Below are 18854 nucleotides of genomic sequence, written 5' to 3' on the forward strand. Positions count from 1 at the left end.
AGTTCCTGTCCTAGGAGGCAGCCCCTGAACGAGGGTTCACTTAAAAACAAGTGTCGATAACCCCCTCACGCATTACCTCGCGTAAAAACGCACTTGGTTCTCCTACACTGTAAAGCTGCAAAACATGCATCGCTCTAGTGCAAGATGTGTAAAAAACTCTGCGCAGGCTTTCATCCCCGTACACGTGCTCCGATGCATCATAAAGGATGACGGCATCGAATTCGATTCCCTTGGACAAATACGACGGGACGACAACCACTCCTTGCTCATATTCAAGCGAGTTGCTCTTTAATAGTTTTATTCCATCTAAGAAGGCCAAGCCTTCATATGCCCTTTCGCTTTCCTCAGCTGATTTGCATATGATTGCAATGCTATTATGGCCATGACCTCGCAATTCCTCGATTTTGGAGGCGATGCAGTTGTGTAGCTCTGTGTGATTGGTTACTCGTTTTAGCACAGGTCGCTCACCATCGCGTTCAAAAGGAATAATCTGTTTCCCGTTCGGAACGAGTCTTCGTGTGAATTCGATAATTGGTTTCGTAGATCGATAACTCCGTGCAATATTGATTACTTCCGTTTCATCATGTCCGTACAAACTGGTAAGGGCGTTGAAATTAGCTCTTTCGCTGGCATGGGCAAATATCGCCTGATTAAAATCGCCGAGGACGGTCATCCTTGCCACTGGAAACAACTCTTTTAAAAATTCAAATTGAAACGGAGAATAATCTTGCGCCTCATCAACAACAATGTGTTTAATCGAGCTTTCTATCTGAAAGCCTTGAATCATCTCTTTTAAAAATAGAAAAGGAGTCGCATCTTCATAAAACAGTTGATTTTCTTCTAACATTTCTATGGTCGTCTGACAAATATCCGATAACGAAGCTCGTGTCTCCCCTTCTAGGCACTTTTTAATCTGTTCGGGATCAGCAAAGAACTGCTTGTACATACCCTTAGTATCAACGAAATGAAGCGCTTGGACCATTTTACGCAAAGGTTTCAATTTCTGGTGAACAATCAGTCTAGCAAGTGCTTCTGGCTCCATTTCATAATCAGCAATCTCTTCTCTTTTAAAGCCCCGTTTTTCCGCTAGGTAACGGTGAGCCTTATGGTAATCGTCGTTACTAAGCAACTGTATTTCTTCCTGAACCCATTCTTTCTGCTTTTCGACCTTTTGGAATTCTTTTATTTTTTTTATCAGCCAATCCTTCAACTTTTCTAAGCGATTATGGAAGCGGAGTGAAATGTCATGACTATAAAACCTTTCTACGATTTCTTGGCGAGTAACGATTGTTTTTCCTCTGAAGGTTAGGTCCTTAAAGAGCATTCCCGATTCTTCTAGTGATTGTCGATAAGATTGGATCGCCTCAAAAAAACGGGTTGACGCTTTTAAACGAATCCCCATTAGCCTTGAACTGTACCAAGAATCATTCATCGCCGTTAAAACATATTCCAACTGTTCAAAAGGAGTTTCAACCTGAAACTCTTTACTAAGACGATGGTCCAAATATTCTTGGAAGGTAACCTGTTGCATATTCTCTTCCCCAAGTTCTGGCAGTACATTTGACACATAGCTATTAAACATACTATTAGGCGAAAATAGAATAATTTGATCCGCATTCAAACGATCTTGATATTTGTAGAGCAAATAGGCAATTCGTTGCATAGCGGCTGATGTTTTGCCGCTGCCAGCTGCACCGTGAACAATGAGCAGCCTTCCGCGGTCATGACGGATGATTTTGTTTTGCTCTTGTTGAATCGTCGCAACAATATTATGCATCTGTTTGTCGGTCCCTCGGCCCAGAACCTGCTGTAAAATCTCATCGCCAATGGTGAGACTCGTATCGAACATCGATTGAAGAACACCACCGCGAATCAGATATTGGTACTTTTTCTCCAATTTGCCTCGTATAGTGCCTCCAGGTGTTTCGTACTCAGCTGGACCTGGCTGGTAATCGTAGTAGACACTCGAGATTGGAGCTCTCCAGTCGTAAATCAGGAAATCTTCGCCACTCGGATCACGAAGTGAAGAGACCCCAATATAGATATATTCCTGAGTCGAGTTCCCTTCTTCTACAAAGTCGATCCGACCAAAATAGGGAACCTCCTGCATTCGACGCAAAGTGGTTAAACGCTTGGATGCCTGTCTATGAGTGCTTTGGCTTACCGACAACTCTTGAGCCTCTTGCCTTAAGCCTATAATCGTCTCAAGAAAATCATCAAAGGTATCCGTATTCACCCTGACTTCGTCCCAAAAGTGCTTGCGGATATGAACCACTTCGTTTTTACGCCTGGACTTCTCTTCTTCCAATCTGTTGACTTCCTCCGTAATACACTCCATTACCCTCTCTACTCGCATTTGCTCCAGCTGAAGTTCTGAATTCATCCCACACACTCCTAACAATTTTTATAAAAAGGTTGACTGTTGAATTGGTTGTATTGTATAATTAAGATAGGGATAATATATTAAATTTCCAAAAAGCTACGTATAGCTATATAAATTTATCACAGAATCGCATTTTTTTCAATGGATTAGACCTGATTATTGATTAAAAAAGAGGAGTATTTACCGTTTTTTTAACGTAAATACTCCTCTTTTTTTGCATGACTTTAACGCAAAGCTTCTTATTGTTATTATTTCTTTCTGTCCTATGTAAAAGGTATCCAGTTGTAATGGTTAAAATAGTTGTCATCAATGCACTCGCTAAATAAGAATTGAGTGCATACTCCTGCCCAAGACCATCTAAAATACCAGAACAAATTCCGACCATTATTCCTGTTAAAATAAGTTTATCTATCCTCATAAGTAATCCTCCCCCCTCTCAAAACACTCATATAGACATAAATAATATCTGAATCTTACCAAAATCCGTGGGTTCTCTGGATTACTTTTCCTTTTCTCCAGAATTGTATCCAAAACAGAAAAAATATCCTATTTTACGAATTATTAGGGAAACATTCTATCACACTAAGACAAAGTGAAAAAAAAGATCGTTGCCACAAGACTTAAACATAATCGAGGTGAAAGAACTGCTATCAATGAGGTCAATCTGGACATATGAATGAACAATCCATTGTCGATCATTGGGGTAGCAGCAAAAGGCCATGACAGAAGAACATTCTTCTCGCGCTGAGCGCAGAAAAAAAATAAAAGAATCGAAGCAAAAAGACAAGCCGCAAAAGACCTATTGGAAAAGGTTCCTCTATTATAGTTTGATTATAGGGACTGTGCTCCTTTTAGTCGGAGCTGGGGCGATTGCCTGGATTATTAAAGACGCCCCAAAGTTTGACGAAACGTTATTAAAAGCCCCTTTATCTTCTAGTATTTATGCTAGTGATGGGGAAACGGTCATCGCCGAAGTAGGGACTGAAAAACGTGAGGATATAGGAATTGAACAAATTCCTGAAGTTTTGAAGGATGCCGTTTTAGCAACAGAGGATGCTCGTTTCTATGAGCATCGAGGAATCGATGTGAAACGGACCTTAGTCGCAATTTTTAAAGTCATCACGACTCGCTCGTTAGAAAGTGGTGGTGGGAGTACTATTACACAACAGCTTGTCAAGAACTCCTTCTTATCGATTGAACAAACACCGACGAGAAAAATTCAGGAATGGTACTTGGCGCTTCAATTAGAACGACAATTTTCCAAAGAGGACATTCTCGAAATGTATTTTAATAAAAATTTATATGGCGGCGATGTCTATGGAGTGGCCAAAGCGGCGGAACGCTTCTTTGGGTTGGATGTTGAGGAACTGGACCAATTAACACTTGAACAAGCGGCACTATTGGCCGGGATCCCCCAGAGTCCGAATCGATACATGCCGACTGACGAAGCTAACCTTGAGCGCGCAGAAAAACGAAGAAATATGGTTCTTCACTATATGAATCGACATGAATACATTTCCGAATCAGACATGAAAGAAGCACAAAGTACACCGATAGAAGATACACTAAACCTTCAATCTCCTAAAGCAAATAAATATGAAGATTTTGTCTCAACTGTTCTAACAGAAGTACAAGAAAAGACGGACGCCAATCTTTTTGAAGATGGATTAGAAATTTATACAACCATTGACCCTGAGATTCAACAATTAACCGAAGATGTTTTAAAAACACAGGACTATATCAACTACCCAGATAATGAGAAGCTGCAAACAGCTGTTGTGGTTACCGATACACAAACGGGAGAGATCAAGGCCGTTGGGGGAAATCGAAATGAGCAAGCTGGTGGATATAACTATGCGACAATGATGAAGCGTCAGCCAGGGTCTACGATTAAACCAATTCTTGATTACGGGCCAGCAATTGAAAAATTCAAATGGTCGACTGGCCACATGATTAAAGATGAAGAATATCAATATAGCGATGGAACGCCAATTCGAAACGCAGATCGTAAATACGCAGGTAATAAGGCCATTCGCGATCACCTCGTCTGGTCACGGAACATTCCAGCATTAAAAACGTTTCAAGAAGTAGGCGCTAGTGATGCTACACAGTTTGCAAGAAGTCTTGGCTTCCCTATTTCAGATGAACAAAAAGGAAATGAAGCGAACTCGATTGGCGGTATTGATGCCGCTTCTCCACTTGTCATGGCCGGTGCGTATGCTGCTTTCGGGAATGGTGGGTATTATATTGAACCCCATACGGTGACAAAAATTGTCTATTCCGATGGACGGGAGGAAGATTTGGCCCCGTCTAAGGAAAAAGCTATGGAGGATTCTACCGCTTTTTTAATCACCGATATGTTACGTTCTGTTGTTGATTCAGGTACTGGAACGAAGGCAAATATCCCTCGTCTCGATTTAGCCGGAAAGACGGGAACCACGAACTTTAATGAAGAAACGATTAATAAATACGGGTTACCAAAAGATGCGGTAAGAGATGCATGGTTTGTCGGCTATACGCCGCAATATACGGCAGCCGTCTGGACAGGGCATGATAAAACCACCTCGTCGAATGACTATTTGAATAGCACAAGTGATGACATCCCACTGCTCGTATTCAAAACCATCCTCTCGGAAGCTGCAACAGATACTGATACATTCAAACAACCAGACAGCGTTGGGAAATTAGGAATTGAATATTATGTAAAAGGCGGCGAAAAGCCACAGCCTCCTAAACCGGCTAAACCAACCGATTTTACTGTAACCTATGATGAAGCTTTGGATCAGATTCAATTATCATGGAACCATACTTCGAATAGCGGATTAGAAACAAGCTTTGACGTTTCTTATACAGTCGACGGAAATACTGAAAGCTTAACGACAACGACTGAGACGAAAGCTGTCCTTCCAAGTCCTGAGAAAGGAAAAGCTTATACCTTTACCATCGTAGCTAATGCTGGAGGTATGAAAAGTGATACAGCTTCAACGTCAATCACCATTAAAGAGGCAACACCAGGAACTCCTAGCAATCTACAAGCAACCTTTGATCAAGCATCCAATACCATTGTGATTACTTGGCAACCTGGCAACAACGCCAAAAATGTCCAATATATGGTTTCATTTACCGTTAACGGATTTCAACAATGGTTAGCGCCAACGTCCGAATTACAAGCGACTTTGGTGGGTCCTCAACCAGGACAAACTTACATCATAAATGTTACTGCAACAAATGAACTTGGCTCGAGTGAAGCCGCCTCTACCTCAGTTACCGTTGATGCCCCTCCCCCTACTGAACCTGGTATTTGGGACGGGTTTGGAGAAGAGAATGCAGACGATAATATAAGTAAAATCACTCCATGAAAAATAATAAAAAATGGTCACCAAGTTGAATTGGTGACCATTTTTTTATAACTTATGATGTATAAATTAAAAAGATAGAGGAATTGCGACCATTCCCTTTTATTTTGGCAAAATAAAAAAGAACAACTGAAAGATTCAGCTGTTCTTTTTTGCCTGGCAACGTCCTACTCTCACAGGGGGAAACCCCCAACTACCATCGGCGCTGAGAAGCTTAACTTCCGTGTTCGGCATGGGAACGGGTGTGACCTTCTCGCTATCGCCACCAGACTATTTAATAAAGGAAGGATATTTTGCTTGCGCAAAAATCTTTATTCCCTCAAAACTAGATAATGTGTAAGAAGTAAAAGTAAAGATTTGTATCAAAGTTTTTTCGCATTGCGAAAATAACTTTCATTTTGGTTAAGTCCTCGATCGATTAGTATCAGTCAGCTCCACACGTCACCGCGCTTCCACCTCTGACCTATCAACCTGATCATCTTTCAGGGATCTTACTAGCTTGACGCTATGGGAAATCTCATCTTGAGGGGGGCTTCATGCTTAGATGCTTTCAGCACTTATCCCGTCCGCACATAGCTACCCAGCGATGCCTTTGGCAAGACAACTGGTACACCAGCGGTGCGTCCATCCCGGTCCTCTCGTACTAAGGACAGCTCCTCTCAAATTTCCTGCGCCCACGACGGATAGGGACCGAACTGTCTCACGACGTTCTGAACCCAGCTCGCGTACCGCTTTAATGGGCGAACAGCCCAACCCTTGGGACCGACTACAGCCCCAGGATGCGATGAGCCGACATCGAGGTGCCAAACCTCCCCGTCGATGTGGACTCTTGGGGGAGATAAGCCTGTTATCCCCGGGGTAGCTTTTATCCGTTGAGCGATGGCCCTTCCATGCGGAACCACCGGATCACTAAGCCCGACTTTCGTCCCTGCTCGACTTGTAGGTCTCGCAGTCAAGCTCCCTTGTGCCTTTACACTCTGCGAATGATTTCCAACCATTCTGAGGGAACCTTTGGGCGCCTCCGTTACATTTTAGGAGGCGACCGCCCCAGTCAAACTGCCCACCTGACACTGTCTCCCACCCCGATCAGGGGTGCGGGTTAGAATTTCAATACAGCCAGGGTAGTATCCCACCGACGCCTCCACCGAAGCTGGCGCTCCGGCTTCCAAGGCTCCTACCTATCCTGTACAAGCTGTACCAAAATTCAATATCAGGCTGCAGTAAAGCTCCACGGGGTCTTTCCGTCCTGTCGCGGGTAACCTGCATCTTCACAGGTACTATAATTTCACCGAGTCTCTCGTTGAGACAGTGCCCAGATCGTTACGCCTTTCGTGCGGGTCGGAACTTACCCGACAAGGAATTTCGCTACCTTAGGACCGTTATAGTTACGGCCGCCGTTTACTGGGGCTTCGATTCAAAGCTTCGCGTGAGCTAACCTCTCCTCTTAACCTTCCAGCACCGGGCAGGCGTCAGCCCCTATACTTCGCCTTGCGGCTTCGCAGAGACCTGTGTTTTTGCTAAACAGTCGCCTGGGCCTATTCACTGCGGCTTTTCAAGGCTTTAACACCCTAAAAAGCACCCCTTCTCCCGAAGTTACGGGGTCATTTTGCCGAGTTCCTTAACGAGAGTTCTCTCGCTCACCTTAGGATTCTCTCCTCGCCTACCTGTGTCGGTTTGCGGTACGGGCACCTTTTATCTCGCTAGAGGCTTTTCTTGGCAGTGTGGAATCAGGAACTTCGGTACTATATTTCCCTCGCTATCACAGCTCAGCCTTATGTGGTAACGGGATTTGCCTCGTTACCAGCCTAACTGCTTAGACGCACATATCCAGCAGTGCGCTTACCCTATCCTCCTGCGTCCCCCCATTGCTCAAACGATAAAGAGGTGGTACAGGAATATCAACCTGTTGTCCATCGCCTACGCCTTTCGGCCTCGGCTTAGGTCCCGACTAACCCTGAGAGGACGAGCCTTCCTCAGGAAACCTTAGGCATACGGTGGATGGGATTCTCACCCATCTTTCGCTACTCATACCGGCATTCTCACTTCTAAGCGCTCCACCAGTCCTTACGGTCTAGCTTCAACGCCCTTAGAACGCTCTCCTACCGCGGACATCGTAAGATGTCCACCCACAGCTTCGGTGATACGTTTAGCCCCGGTACATTTTCGGCGCAGAGTCACTCGACCAGTGAGCTATTACGCACTCTTTAAATGGTGGCTGCTTCTAAGCCAACATCCTGGTTGTCTAAGCAACTCCACATCCTTTTCCACTTAACGTATACTTTGGGACCTTAGCTGGTGGTCTGGGCTGTTTCCCTCTTGACTACGGATCTTATCACTCGCAGTCTGACTCCCACGGATAAGTCATTGGCATTCGGAGTTTGTCTGAATTCGGTAACCCGATGAGGGCCCCTAGTCCAAACAGTGCTCTACCTCCAAGACTCTCACTTCGTGAGGCTAGCCCTAAAGCTATTTCGGAGAGAACCAGCTATCTCCAGGTTCGATTGGAATTTCTCCGCTACCCACACCTCATCCCCGCACTTTTCAACGTGCGTGGGTTCGGGCCTCCAGTAGGTGTTACCCTACCTTCACCCTGGACATGGGTAGATCACCTGGTTTCGGGTCTACAACCACATACTTATTCGCCCTATTCAGACTCGCTTTCGCTGCGGCTCCGTCTTCTCGACTTAACCTTGCATGTAATCGTAACTCGCCGGTTCATTCTACAAAAGGCACGCTATCACCCGGCATTTTCCGAAGGAAATATGCACAGGGCTCTAACTACTTGTAGGCACACGGTTTCAGGATCTCTTTCACTCCCCTTCCGGGGTGCTTTTCACCTTTCCCTCACGGTACTGGTTCACTATCGGTCACTAGGGAGTATTTAGCCTTGGGAGATGGTCCTCCCAGCTTCCGACGGGATTTCACGTGTCCCGCCGTACTCAGGATCCACTCAGGAGGGAACGAAGTTTCAACTACAGGGTTTTTACCTTCTCTGACGGGCCTTTCCAGACCACTTCATTTACCCCGTTCCTTTGTAACTCCATGTTGAGTGTCCTACAACCCCAGAAGGACAAGCCTTCTGGTTTGGGCTAATCCCGTTTCGCTCGCCGCTACTCAGGGAATCGCATTTGCTTTCTCTTCCTCCGGGTACTTAGATGTTTCAGTTCCCCGGGTCTGCCTTCAATACCCTATGGATTCAGGTAAAGATACTGTTCCATTACGAACAGTGGGTTTCCCCATTCGGAAATCTCCGGATCAAAGCTTACTTACAGCTCCCCGAAGCATATCGGTGTTAGTCCCGTCCTTCATCGGCTCCTAGTGCCAAGGCATCCACCGTGCGCCCTTTCTAACTTAACCTATGGACGAATTTATTCGTCTCTATAAGACAATCATGTCTTTGGTTTCTCTTTTGATTAAAAGAGAGAAAAATTAAAAAAGCGATACAAATGTGTGTTTTACTTTTGCCTTCTTACTTACGATTATCTAGTTTTCAAGGAACAAATAAATCCGCTTTGAGAGAATTGCACTCTCAAAACTAAACAAACAAGCAGTCAAACATTACGAATCGTAAGATTCGCATTCCGAATGCCCTTACGGCATTATCCTTAGAAAGGAGGTGATCCAGCCGCACCTTCCGATACGGCTACCTTGTTACGACTTCACCCCAATCATCTGTCCCACCTTAGGCGGCTGGCTCCAGGGGCAAAACTTAGCTTCCTATAAATATAATAAGATGCTAAGTTTTGCCCCCGGTTACCCCACCGACTTCGGGTGTTACAAACTCTCGTGGTGTGACGGGCGGTGTGTACAAGGCCCGGGAACGTATTCACCGCGGCATGCTGATCCGCGATTACTAGCGATTCCGGCTTCATGCAGGCGAGTTGCAGCCTGCAATCCGAACTGAGAATAGATTTATGGGATTTGCTTGACCTCGCGGCTTCGCTGCCCTTTGTTCTATCCATTGTAGCACGTGTGTAGCCCAGGTCATAAGGGGCATGATGATTTGACGTCATCCCCACCTTCCTCCGGTTTGTCACCGGCAGTCTCCTTAGAGTGCCCAACTGAATGCTGGCAACTAAGGACAAGGGTTGCGCTCGTTGCGGGACTTAACCCAACATCTCACGACACGAGCTGACGACAACCATGCACCACCTGTCACTCTGTCCCCCGAAGGGGAACGCTCTGTCTCCAGAGTTGTCAGAGGATGTCAAGACCTGGTAAGGTTCTTCGCGTTGCTTCGAATTAAACCACATGCTCCACCGCTTGTGCGGGCCCCCGTCAATTCCTTTGAGTTTCAGCCTTGCGGCCGTACTCCCCAGGCGGAGTGCTTAATGCGTTTGCTGCAGCACTAAAGGGCGGAAACCCTCTAACACTTAGCACTCATCGTTTACGGCGTGGACTACCAGGGTATCTAATCCTGTTCGCTCCCCACGCTTTCGCGCCTCAGCGTCAGTTACAGACCAGAGAGTCGCCTTCGCCACTGGTGTTCCTCCACATCTCTACGCATTTCACCGCTACACGTGGAATTCCACTCTCCTCTTCTGCACTCAAGTCCCCCAGTTTCCAATGACCCTCCACGGTTGAGCCGTGGGCTTTCACATCAGACTTAAAGGACCGCCTGCGCGCGCTTTACGCCCAATAATTCCGGACAACGCTTGCCACCTACGTATTACCGCGGCTGCTGGCACGTAGTTAGCCGTGGCTTTCTGGTTAGGTACCGTCAAGGTACCGGCAGTTACTCCGGTACTTGTTCTTCCCTAACAACAGAGCTTTACGACCCGAAGGCCTTCATCGCTCACGCGGCGTTGCTCCGTCAGACTTTCGTCCATTGCGGAAGATTCCCTACTGCTGCCTCCCGTAGGAGTCTGGGCCGTGTCTCAGTCCCAGTGTGGCCGATCACCCTCTCAGGTCGGCTACGCATCGTGGCCTTGGTGAGCCGTTACCTCACCAACTAGCTAATGCGCCGCGGGCCCATCTGTAAGTGACAGCCGAAACCGTCTTTCAGCATTCCCTCATGAAAGAGAATGAATTATCCGGTATTAGCCCCGGTTTCCCGGAGTTATCCCAGTCTTACAGGCAGGTTGCCCACGTGTTACTCACCCGTCCGCCGCTAATCTTTGGGAGCAAGCTCCCAAAAATCCGCTCGACTTGCATGTATTAGGCACGCCGCCAGCGTTCGTCCTGAGCCAGGATCAAACTCTCCAATAAAGAGTGATTAGCTCATAAAATAAAACGTTGGCTCATGCTTTTCTATATAATAGAAGAAACATGATAAATATTGTTTGTTGACGCTTGTTTGTTTAGTTTTCAAAGAACAATCATATCAGCGTCGCTCAGAAGCGACATTTATTAATATATCACGTATAACTCATGAAATCAAGTAAAATATTATTTTAATATAATCAATTTAATGAGACGTTGCTGTCATCAGCAGCGGACACTTAATATATAACATAATAACCAACTCGTCAACACTTTATTAGAAAAAGTATTTTGGGAGAGTTATATTTAGGTGCAGTCCGAAGCAGCTAAAATAGAATATCATCCTTTATACTTTTGAATCAATAGAAATACTTTACAGTCCTACGAATATTTGGAGGTAGCTTGGGACAATGAACCTGTCCCTTCGTCCCACCAAAAAACTCCGATGTACTTGCTAGTTTCATAGGCTCAAGGTAGAATTAACTTTTGTGAAATCATACTCTATCTTATATATATAGTAAGTCTTTAGGAGGTTTAACATGAACGTTATTGAGGTTCAGAATTTGCGTAAAGAGTTTAAGTCGTATTCTAGTCGTGCTGGTCTGTCTGGGGCTTTTCGCGATTTGTTTACGAGAAATTATAAAGTGCTTCCTGCGGTTGATGATATTTCTTTAACAATAAAGCAAGGTGAAATGGTTGGGTATATTGGGGAGAATGGTGCTGGTAAATCAACAACCATTAAAATGTTAACAGGTATTCTAACCCCTACTTCTGGTTCCATTGTGGTAAATGGGATGAACCCTCATAAACAACGTGAAGAGTTTGTGCGAACGATAGGCGTTGTATTTGGTCAACGCTCACAGTTATGGTGGGATATTGCTGTGCAAGAGTCCTTCCGTCTATTGAAAAAAGTTTACCGCGTTTCGGATGAGGATTATAACCAGCATATGGGCCATGTGATTGAAACGTTGGAAATTGGTCCTTTATTGGATAAGCCCGTTCGGAAGCTATCACTTGGACAACGGATGCGTTGTGAATTGGCAGCCGCTTTGATCCACAATCCCCCTCTTCTCTTTTTAGACGAACCGACGATTGGATTGGACGTATTAGTAAAGTTAAAGATTCGTAAGTTTTTAAAGGAAATTAATGAGCAATATAAAACTACTATTCTGTTAACAACACATGATTTAACCGATATTGAGGCGCTTTGTGAACGAGTTGTTTTATTAGATGAAGGAAAAATTATTTATGATGGTAAGCTGAATCAGCTTCAAGGCCGCGCGGTTGAAGGAAAACAAGTGGAATTTGAATTTTTAGCTGAAATTCAGAGAAACCATCTTCCTTATCTAGCCAATGTACAATGGGAGCAAAAAGATGCGACTAGATGGCTTGCTTTTGTGAATGGTGACGAACGCCTCGTCTCCCAATTAATTAGCGATGTTGTAAAAAAGAACCCGATCAAAAATGTGCGCATTAATGAAGTATCAACTGAAGAGATTGTCCGGAAGATTTACGAAGAAGGTATGGCCCTCGCATGAGCATGTATTTAGAGATGATTCGGGTTCGGTTTTTAATGATGCTCGCTTATCGGACGAACTACTATAGTGGGATTTTAATTTACAGCATCAACATCTGTGCCTACTATTTTTTATGGTCGGCGATTTATGGAGAGAACTCCGAGATTCAAGGATTATCTGTCCTACAGATGACCACTTATGTGGCGGTAGCCTGGATGGCAAGAGCGTTTTATTTTAATAATATTGATCGGGAAATCGCCGCTGAGATCAAGGACGGAAAAGTTGCCATTGAAATGATTCGCCCTTATAACTACCTAGGAATGAAAACAATGCAGGCACTTGGCGAAGGAATCTTTCGCTTACTGTTTTTCTCGGTACCAGGTATGATAATCGTTGCCTTGGTTTTCCCAATTAGCTTTTCGGCTAGTGTTATGACGTGGCTATTTTTCCTTGTTTCGCTAGTATTTAGTTTTATCGTGAATACGCAAATCAACTTACTTACTGGTATTATGTCTTTCTTCTTATTTAATAACACTGGGTTGATTCGTGCGAAACGTGTTGTGATTGATTTGTTTTCTGGTTTGTTGCTTCCAATCTCATTTTTTCCAGTATGGGCGCAATCTGTCATGACGTATTTACCGTTTCAAGCCATTAGCTATATTCCTAGTATGATTTTTACTGAAGGCTTTGTTGGTCAAGAGATCTATCACGCCGTGCTGCTGCAAGCAGCGTGGGCATTGGTTTTACTAATACCAATTCAGCTGTTATGGTCTCTAGCAAAAAAACAATTAATTGTCCAAGGAGGCTAAATGAGTGTTTTATGTTTCCATGTTTTTTCAATACGCCTCTCAATATTTAAAAACAAGATTAACGTATCGCGTGGATACGGTGGTTGAAATCTTTTCTGATTTATTGTCCCAAGCCGTGAATTTGGTTTTCATCTTAGTAGTGTTTGGTCACACCTCATTTTTAAGTGGGTGGAACCGCGAAGAGATTATTTTTATTTATGGATTTTTCCTCGTTCCCTATGCGTTATTTTCAGCATTCTTTAACATCTGGGATTTTAATGAGCGCTACATTGTTAAAGGAGAAATGGATCGTGTCTTGACTCGCCCCGTTCATAGCCTGTTCCAGATTATTATGGAACGAATGGAGTTAGAATCCTTATTCGGCGTCATTACTGGCTTAGTGATTATGGGGTATGCTGGTACGAGTCTAGGATTAACCTATGCTTGGTACGATGTGTTGATTTTTATTCTGATGATTATTGGTGGGGCTTTGATTTATGCCGGGATTTTTATTAGCATTGCAACGATTGGATTTTGGTCAGATAGTCGGACAGATATTATGCCGATGATGTATAATATCGGGAACTACGGCCGTTACCCGATTAATATCTATCACAAAGTCATTCGCTTTGTGTTAACTTGGATCTTGCCGTTTGCCTTTGTTGGCGTCTACCCAGCTGCTTATTTTTTAAATAAAGAAGAATGGTATGGGTATGCGTTCTTAACACCTATTATGGGAATATTATTCTTCAGTATTTCCGTCTTCCTTTGGAATACGGGGGTTAAAAAATACCGTGGGGCTGGGAACTAAGGCTGCTCAATAGAGCATCCCTGGTTCACACCTGATTATGCTCCCAAAACATCTGAAAGCCCCAATGAAAGTGAACCTTCTTCCTTTGGGGCTTTCTTTTTATGCAAAATTTGAAATAAAGAAGTACGACATAGATTCCTAATAAGCAGTCCGCCATCTCCAGTGATAACCGTACCATTGACAAAACTTGATTCTTCGGAAGCTAGAAAAAGTGCGATATTTGCAATTTCTTCAGGTTTATGTAATGGTTCATTGATGGACCAAGATTCATTGTAGTATAATCATTCCCTTGTTGAAAGCACGTTTGTTTATGTAGATCCCTTCACAATATTGAACCCTACGCTTGGGAAGTAATCGGATGCTTAACGTGTAAAGGGAATTGATTACTACCACTTGTTCTTACAAATAACACATCGTCCCCCTGAAAAATTCCCCTTTGTGTACGTATCCCTTCATAATCTGGAGTATAGTGAAAGACGATTTTATTACGACCGCTATTTGTAATCTTCGAAAGAATAGACTCAATGTTCACTTCTTTCTTACTCACTATATCGAAAATGTCTACTTGTTTGCCTTCCTGCTTAAATATGACAATCGCGTCTTCATTTTCTAGGTAATAAAGATGATTCCCAAAAATATAGATACAATGAAACATGAGTAATCCTTGAGAATTTTCTGTCGCAAATAATTTAGAAACAGGAATTCTTTCGGATGCATATTGATAGATAAAATTAAGGTCATCGATATTGCGGCTATCTAGTTTTCGTATTCCTGTGAAATCTATTTGACTAGAACGATAGTCCATTGAAAACTGGTATTCATCAACAGGCTTAAACCCGAACTTTGGATAGAAATCCAAAACAGTATTATTCGCATACAAGTACATAAAATCATATTGATGCTTGTATTCTTCTAATACTTTGTTCATCAAACTTGCTGAAAGTCCCTGATTTCTATAATCAGGGTGTGTCATCACAGTCCCTATTTGTATGGCTCTTTTTTTCTTTCCTTTTATCACAAAGTTCAATAGATTTACTGAGACATTTGCAATTACCTTATTCTCTATCGTGTAAGAAAAGGGAATATACCGATTATTCCAATATCCTTTTTGATACCATTCTTTAAAATGAATACCAAAAACCAAAGTGGCAAGTTCATTAAAGCTTTCCCTAACCTTCTCATCGTTTTTGTAATCCTTATTAAAAATAAACTGTGTCATTTTTCGCCCTCTTTAATTTCCAATCTTTACCTCTATTTTATCATAAGAAAAAGACCAATACCCATTTGGCCTCCTAAGGATTGAGTCAAGTTTCCAATAGAAGTTCCTATCCCAGGATGGAACTATTTATCTACTTTTATTCATTCATTCTTTTTTGCATCTCGTAAACTATTTTTATTCTAATAAGTTATCAAAATCACTTTTTTCAGATAGCCAAGTAGTTACTTCATTTATGGACTTCCTTTTTCCAGCAGGCATTTCTTTTTTCGGATACCCAAAATAAAGAAATCCAAGTACTTCTCCTTTTTCCGATAGCCCAAACAGTTCTTTCATTAAGGGATCATAGGTGGGTTTGCCTGTTCGCCAATAGCCTCCCAATCCTAACGCATGTGCCGCGAGCAACATATTTTGAATGGCTGCATATACCGCTCCATATTCCTCTAGAAGGATTACTTTTTCGGAGTTCACATTTGGTTCCACTGCCACAGTTATGATTACGGGCGCACGAAAAGGCTTTTCAAGTGTTTTTTCGCGCTTTTTTCTATTTGTTTCGCTAGTGGGATCATCCATGGTTTTTTCAGCAATATCGGCCAGTACTTCTCCCAACTGCATTCTGCTGTCTCCCTGTAAAACAAAGAACTTCCACGGCTCGGTCCTAAAATGACTGGGCGCCCAAGTGCCTGCCTCTAAGATATTTTCAATCAGTTCTTTTGGAACCGGGTCATTGCTAATAAGACCATTACTCCTTCTTGTTTTGATTGCTTCGAATACATCCATCCACAATCCCTCCAAAACAGTTTGCTCTTATTTAATAAAGTATCTTGATATCCATCCATTCCTAAATGAACTACATCATATGATTCATTCTTTTAAAATATGAGCAATAAACAAAGGGGACTGCCTCCGCAATCCCCTTTACCACAAATAATATCCATCTATACAATCCTATTTTTGCTTATTTTCAGGGCTCCGTTTCCCACTTAAGCCTAAGAAAAAACAGCTAATTCCGTTTCAATTTGTTTTCTAATCAATTCCAAACATTCCTCTACTGTTTTAGCAAAGATCCGTTTCCCGTTTACCATCGCATATGGTCTCTTGGCACACATCCCACAGAAAGATAAGCAGCTGTTTTCAATTACTGCAACTTCTGGGAATTGAGCTTCAAGGATCGATTCTAAATCGATTTGAGTAATCAAGCTACCATCGCATATCTCAACCACTATAATCCCCATCTCTCTTATCCTTTCTAATTCATTTCCGTTCTATATTCCTCTCAAATCACGTATTCCATTATGATAAAAGCATTAAGTAGCTTTTTTTTATTAATTATCTTTAGTTTTTATAAGAATTAGTATAAAAACAGGTGAACTCATTACACCACAGGACGCTCACAAAATCAAATTTTATGTTTTTCCATTGTAAGAGCACAGGGACCTTTGGATTTCCTTCCAAATAAAAATCCCGAATCCAAACCGGATTCGGGATTTTTCTCTTCTACATCATTATTTTAGTACCAAGATGCACCAATGATGATTAGAAGGATAAATAATACGACAATTAGCGCAAAGCCTCCGCCGTAGCCCCCGCCGTAGCCGTATCCTCCGAAACCACATCCATGACCATATCCGTATCCAAACATAGACGAACCCCTCCTAAAGTAATTTATTTCCTCATTAAAAATTAGTAGCCAATGTAAGAAGCTCCTACAATAATAAGGAGGATGAATAATACTACAATCAAGGCAAAGCCTCCTCCTGCGTATCCACCACTCATGAACTACACCTCCTTATTCATTTGTTATTACTATATGTGAGTTTGTTTTTTTCGAAATGGCAAATGCCCATTTCCTGACAAAAATGGGCTCTTGCTGAAAGCCATCAGAGGGACAGCTTGGTACTTGGAGGAGTTCGTTCATGTAAAATAATTACAGTTAATGAATCTTATGAAAGTGACAGGGCTAATGTTTAGGCGGATGCCCACCAATGGTGATTTTTTACTGATTTGACGCATGAAAGCATGTTAGAGCGTTTCTGTTTCCAGTTTAAAACCTTCTAGAACAACATCTTCCTCTACTTCGAGCAAAAGGCAACGTTTCCCTTGGAAGTTAATGTATTTTAAATTTCTCAATTCTTTAGGATTGATGGTTACATCGGCTATTTTCGTGTTGATTTTTATTTTCTTCGGCACTAAGCTGCTGGCCTTGAATTCATGTTTTTCGTCCGCAATAATCTCTTTTAAGGCATGTTCGACTTTCGCACTGTCTACATTTTCGACACCACTTACATCGAGGATTCGTTCAATGTCGCGATAGTCTAATTTCGGAGCTTCACTCTCTTCACTTTCTTCATTTTCCAGTACGATTTTATCAATTTCTTCATAAACATTGGAAATGGTTCGAGAGTCTACTTCGTCACCTATGACATTCCTTAACACTAATTCAAAAATGTCTTTATCTTCTTCGGCGGTAATGACTTCCTCACAATTAAGCACTTGTTCGATAAATTGTTCATTCGGTTGATTATTTTTCCCTGCGCAATAAAGAATGTGGTTTACATCTCCAGCGTTATCATTAAAAGCTGGGAACAAAAAGCCTGACATCGGTGCGGCTAAATTAATAATAGGGTCAAACACATTATTCGGTTTGAACGCTTTCTCGATATAATCAAACAGCAAAGCCTTTTTCGGTTGATCCGTTTTATTCAAACTGCAGAGAATAAACTCGTTCGAATAAACCTCATCATCCCCGCCTTCTTCCGATTCTAAGTCACGCTTCTTCGTATGTTTTCGATATTCTCCACGAATGAAGGTGACCACTGTATCAAACTCATAGACAGAATGAGCAAACATTTTCGCAACGATTTCAAGCATGTACTCCTTCCAGTCCTCTGTTATTTCTGAGTGTAAACCCTCATAGAGGATGGTTTGGGTACTGTCTTCTACATCCCGCATAAATTTAAGTTCAAACAATTTGGAATCAAGATTCCCAGTCAAAACCTTTTTAAAGTTGGCTAAAAACAACTCCTGAGCTTCTTGGTCTAAAAGTTGAAAAGGTTGACTCATATGATGATATATCTCACCCGTTTCTTTTTGAACATACACATTAAAGATTTCACGAATATTCATCTTTGGATTGTTTAATTTAAATTCCTTACGAATACTAGCAATGTCGTTTTTATTCATTCGGCTTTAGCTCCCATTCCTGATTATACGGTTCAAACTACCAGATAAGAGTACTACAGCCTCCTATCCCCTATTATAAAAACAATTAAAATCCCCCATAGTTGAGGAAATATCAACCAACTTGTTAACTATATCAAACTAATTTTCAAAAATTCAAGGTTTATTTACTGCCTCAAAACAGGCAAAAAGGTTGTTTTCGTAAAGAGTGTTGTTAAAATTGTAAAAATCATAAAACCGATTTTTACTACCTAAAGCCGATTTTAACGCATGGTAAGCTATTTCATACGTTATATTAAGTTTGCAAGCACTTTTCTCATAATTAAAAAGCGATTTTGTATCGAAAAGCAACAAAGTTTGAGAAAAGAGCCCACAAAAAAAGAAGACTTCAAAAAGAAAGT

General features: G+C 42.4%; 11 protein-coding genes, 3 rRNA genes and 2 pseudogenes. 4 read left to right on the forward strand and 12 right to left on the reverse strand.

Features of this window, described 5'->3' with window-relative positions:
* Positions 1 to 40 precede the first annotated feature (40 nt).
* Together helD and LG336_RS16880 are read right to left on the reverse strand one after the other, a co-directional pair.
* The gene (gene helD, locus LG336_RS16875; RefSeq protein ID WP_404328649.1) at positions 41 to 2383 is read right to left on the reverse strand and encodes an RNA polymerase recycling motor HelD; all 2343 of its coding nucleotides are present in this window, start codon (positions 2381 to 2383) and stop codon (positions 41 to 43) included.
* Between the two features lie 163 nt (positions 2384 to 2546).
* The gene (locus LG336_RS16880) at positions 2547 to 2801 is read right to left on the reverse strand and encodes a hypothetical protein (RefSeq protein WP_404328650.1); all 255 of its coding nucleotides are present in this window, start codon (positions 2799 to 2801) and stop codon (positions 2547 to 2549) included.
* Positions 2802 to 3102: 301 nt separating this feature from the next.
* Between LG336_RS16880 and LG336_RS16885 the strand changes: the two genes are divergently transcribed.
* Entirely contained in the window at positions 3103 to 5742 is a 2640-nt protein-coding gene (locus LG336_RS16885) for a PBP1A family penicillin-binding protein (RefSeq protein ID WP_404328651.1), read from the forward strand.
* Positions 5743 to 5893: 151 nt separating this feature from the next.
* Here the strand turns inward: LG336_RS16885 and rrf are convergent.
* The 3 genes from rrf to LG336_RS16900 all read right to left on the reverse strand — a co-directional run bounded on the left by rrf (position 5894) and on the right by LG336_RS16900 (position 10947).
* A 5S ribosomal RNA gene (gene rrf, locus LG336_RS16890) occupies positions 5894 to 6009 on the reverse strand.
* A 128-nt stretch (positions 6010 to 6137) separates the two neighbouring features.
* Positions 6138 to 9096: ribosomal RNA gene (locus tag LG336_RS16895) — 23S ribosomal RNA — on the reverse strand.
* A gap of 252 nt (positions 9097 to 9348) precedes the next feature.
* Positions 9349 to 10947 (reverse strand): 16S ribosomal RNA (locus tag LG336_RS16900).
* The 16S, 23S and 5S rRNA genes sit together here, the layout of an rRNA operon.
* 533 nt (positions 10948 to 11480) lie before the next feature.
* Here LG336_RS16900 and LG336_RS16905 point away from each other — a divergent pair.
* The 3 genes from LG336_RS16905 to LG336_RS16915 are packed head-to-tail and all read left to right on the forward strand — an operon-like array spanning position 11481 to position 14057.
* Complete coding sequence (locus LG336_RS16905; protein WP_404328652.1) at positions 11481 to 12479, forward strand: ATP-binding cassette domain-containing protein; 999 nt, start codon at positions 11481 to 11483, stop codon at positions 12477 to 12479.
* The gene (locus tag LG336_RS16910) at positions 12476 to 13267 is read left to right on the forward strand and encodes an ABC transporter permease (protein WP_404328653.1); all 792 of its coding nucleotides are present in this window, start codon (positions 12476 to 12478) and stop codon (positions 13265 to 13267) included. Before LG336_RS16905 ends, LG336_RS16910 begins: the two co-directional genes overlap by 4 nt.
* Before the next feature lie 4 nt (positions 13268 to 13271).
* Positions 13272 to 14057, forward strand: coding sequence for an ABC transporter permease (locus LG336_RS16915; protein ID WP_404328654.1), 786 nt, complete (start codon positions 13272 to 13274; stop codon positions 14055 to 14057).
* Positions 14058 to 14206: 149 nt separating this feature from the next.
* Here LG336_RS16915 and LG336_RS16920 read toward each other — a convergent pair.
* The 7 genes and pseudogenes from LG336_RS16920 to LG336_RS16950 all read right to left on the reverse strand — a co-directional run.
* Positions 14207 to 14296: pseudogene (locus LG336_RS16920) on the reverse strand (SDR family oxidoreductase); the annotation flags it as partial.
* A gap of 98 nt (positions 14297 to 14394) precedes the next feature.
* Entirely contained in the window at positions 14395 to 15276 is an 882-nt protein-coding gene (locus LG336_RS16925; protein ID WP_404328655.1) for a GNAT family N-acetyltransferase, read from the reverse strand.
* Positions 15277 to 15450: 174 nt separating this feature from the next.
* Positions 15451 to 16053, reverse strand: coding sequence for a nitroreductase (locus LG336_RS16930; protein ID WP_404328656.1), 603 nt, complete (start codon positions 16051 to 16053; stop codon positions 15451 to 15453).
* A gap of 209 nt (positions 16054 to 16262) precedes the next feature.
* The gene (locus tag LG336_RS16935; protein WP_404328658.1) at positions 16263 to 16508 is read right to left on the reverse strand and encodes a DUF1450 domain-containing protein; all 246 of its coding nucleotides are present in this window, start codon (positions 16506 to 16508) and stop codon (positions 16263 to 16265) included.
* Between the two features lie 275 nt (positions 16509 to 16783).
* Positions 16784 to 16864 (reverse strand): annotated as a pseudogene (locus tag LG336_RS16940) (YjcZ family sporulation protein); the annotation flags it as partial.
* 92 nt (positions 16865 to 16956) lie between these two features.
* Positions 16957 to 17049: a YjcZ family sporulation protein gene (locus tag LG336_RS16945; RefSeq protein ID WP_404328659.1), complete on the reverse strand. Its 93-nt coding sequence runs from the start codon at positions 17047 to 17049 to the stop codon at positions 16957 to 16959.
* 246 nt (positions 17050 to 17295) lie between these two features.
* Complete coding sequence (locus tag LG336_RS16950; protein ID WP_404328660.1) at positions 17296 to 18456, reverse strand: DUF4317 domain-containing protein; 1161 nt, start codon at positions 18454 to 18456, stop codon at positions 17296 to 17298.
* Positions 18457 to 18854: the final 398 nt, after the last annotated feature.

Origin of the sequence: Mesobacillus maritimus, from assembly GCF_044803185.1 — a bacterium.
GTDB lineage: Bacteria > Bacillota > Bacilli > Bacillales > Cytobacillaceae > Mesobacillus_B > Mesobacillus_B maritimus_B.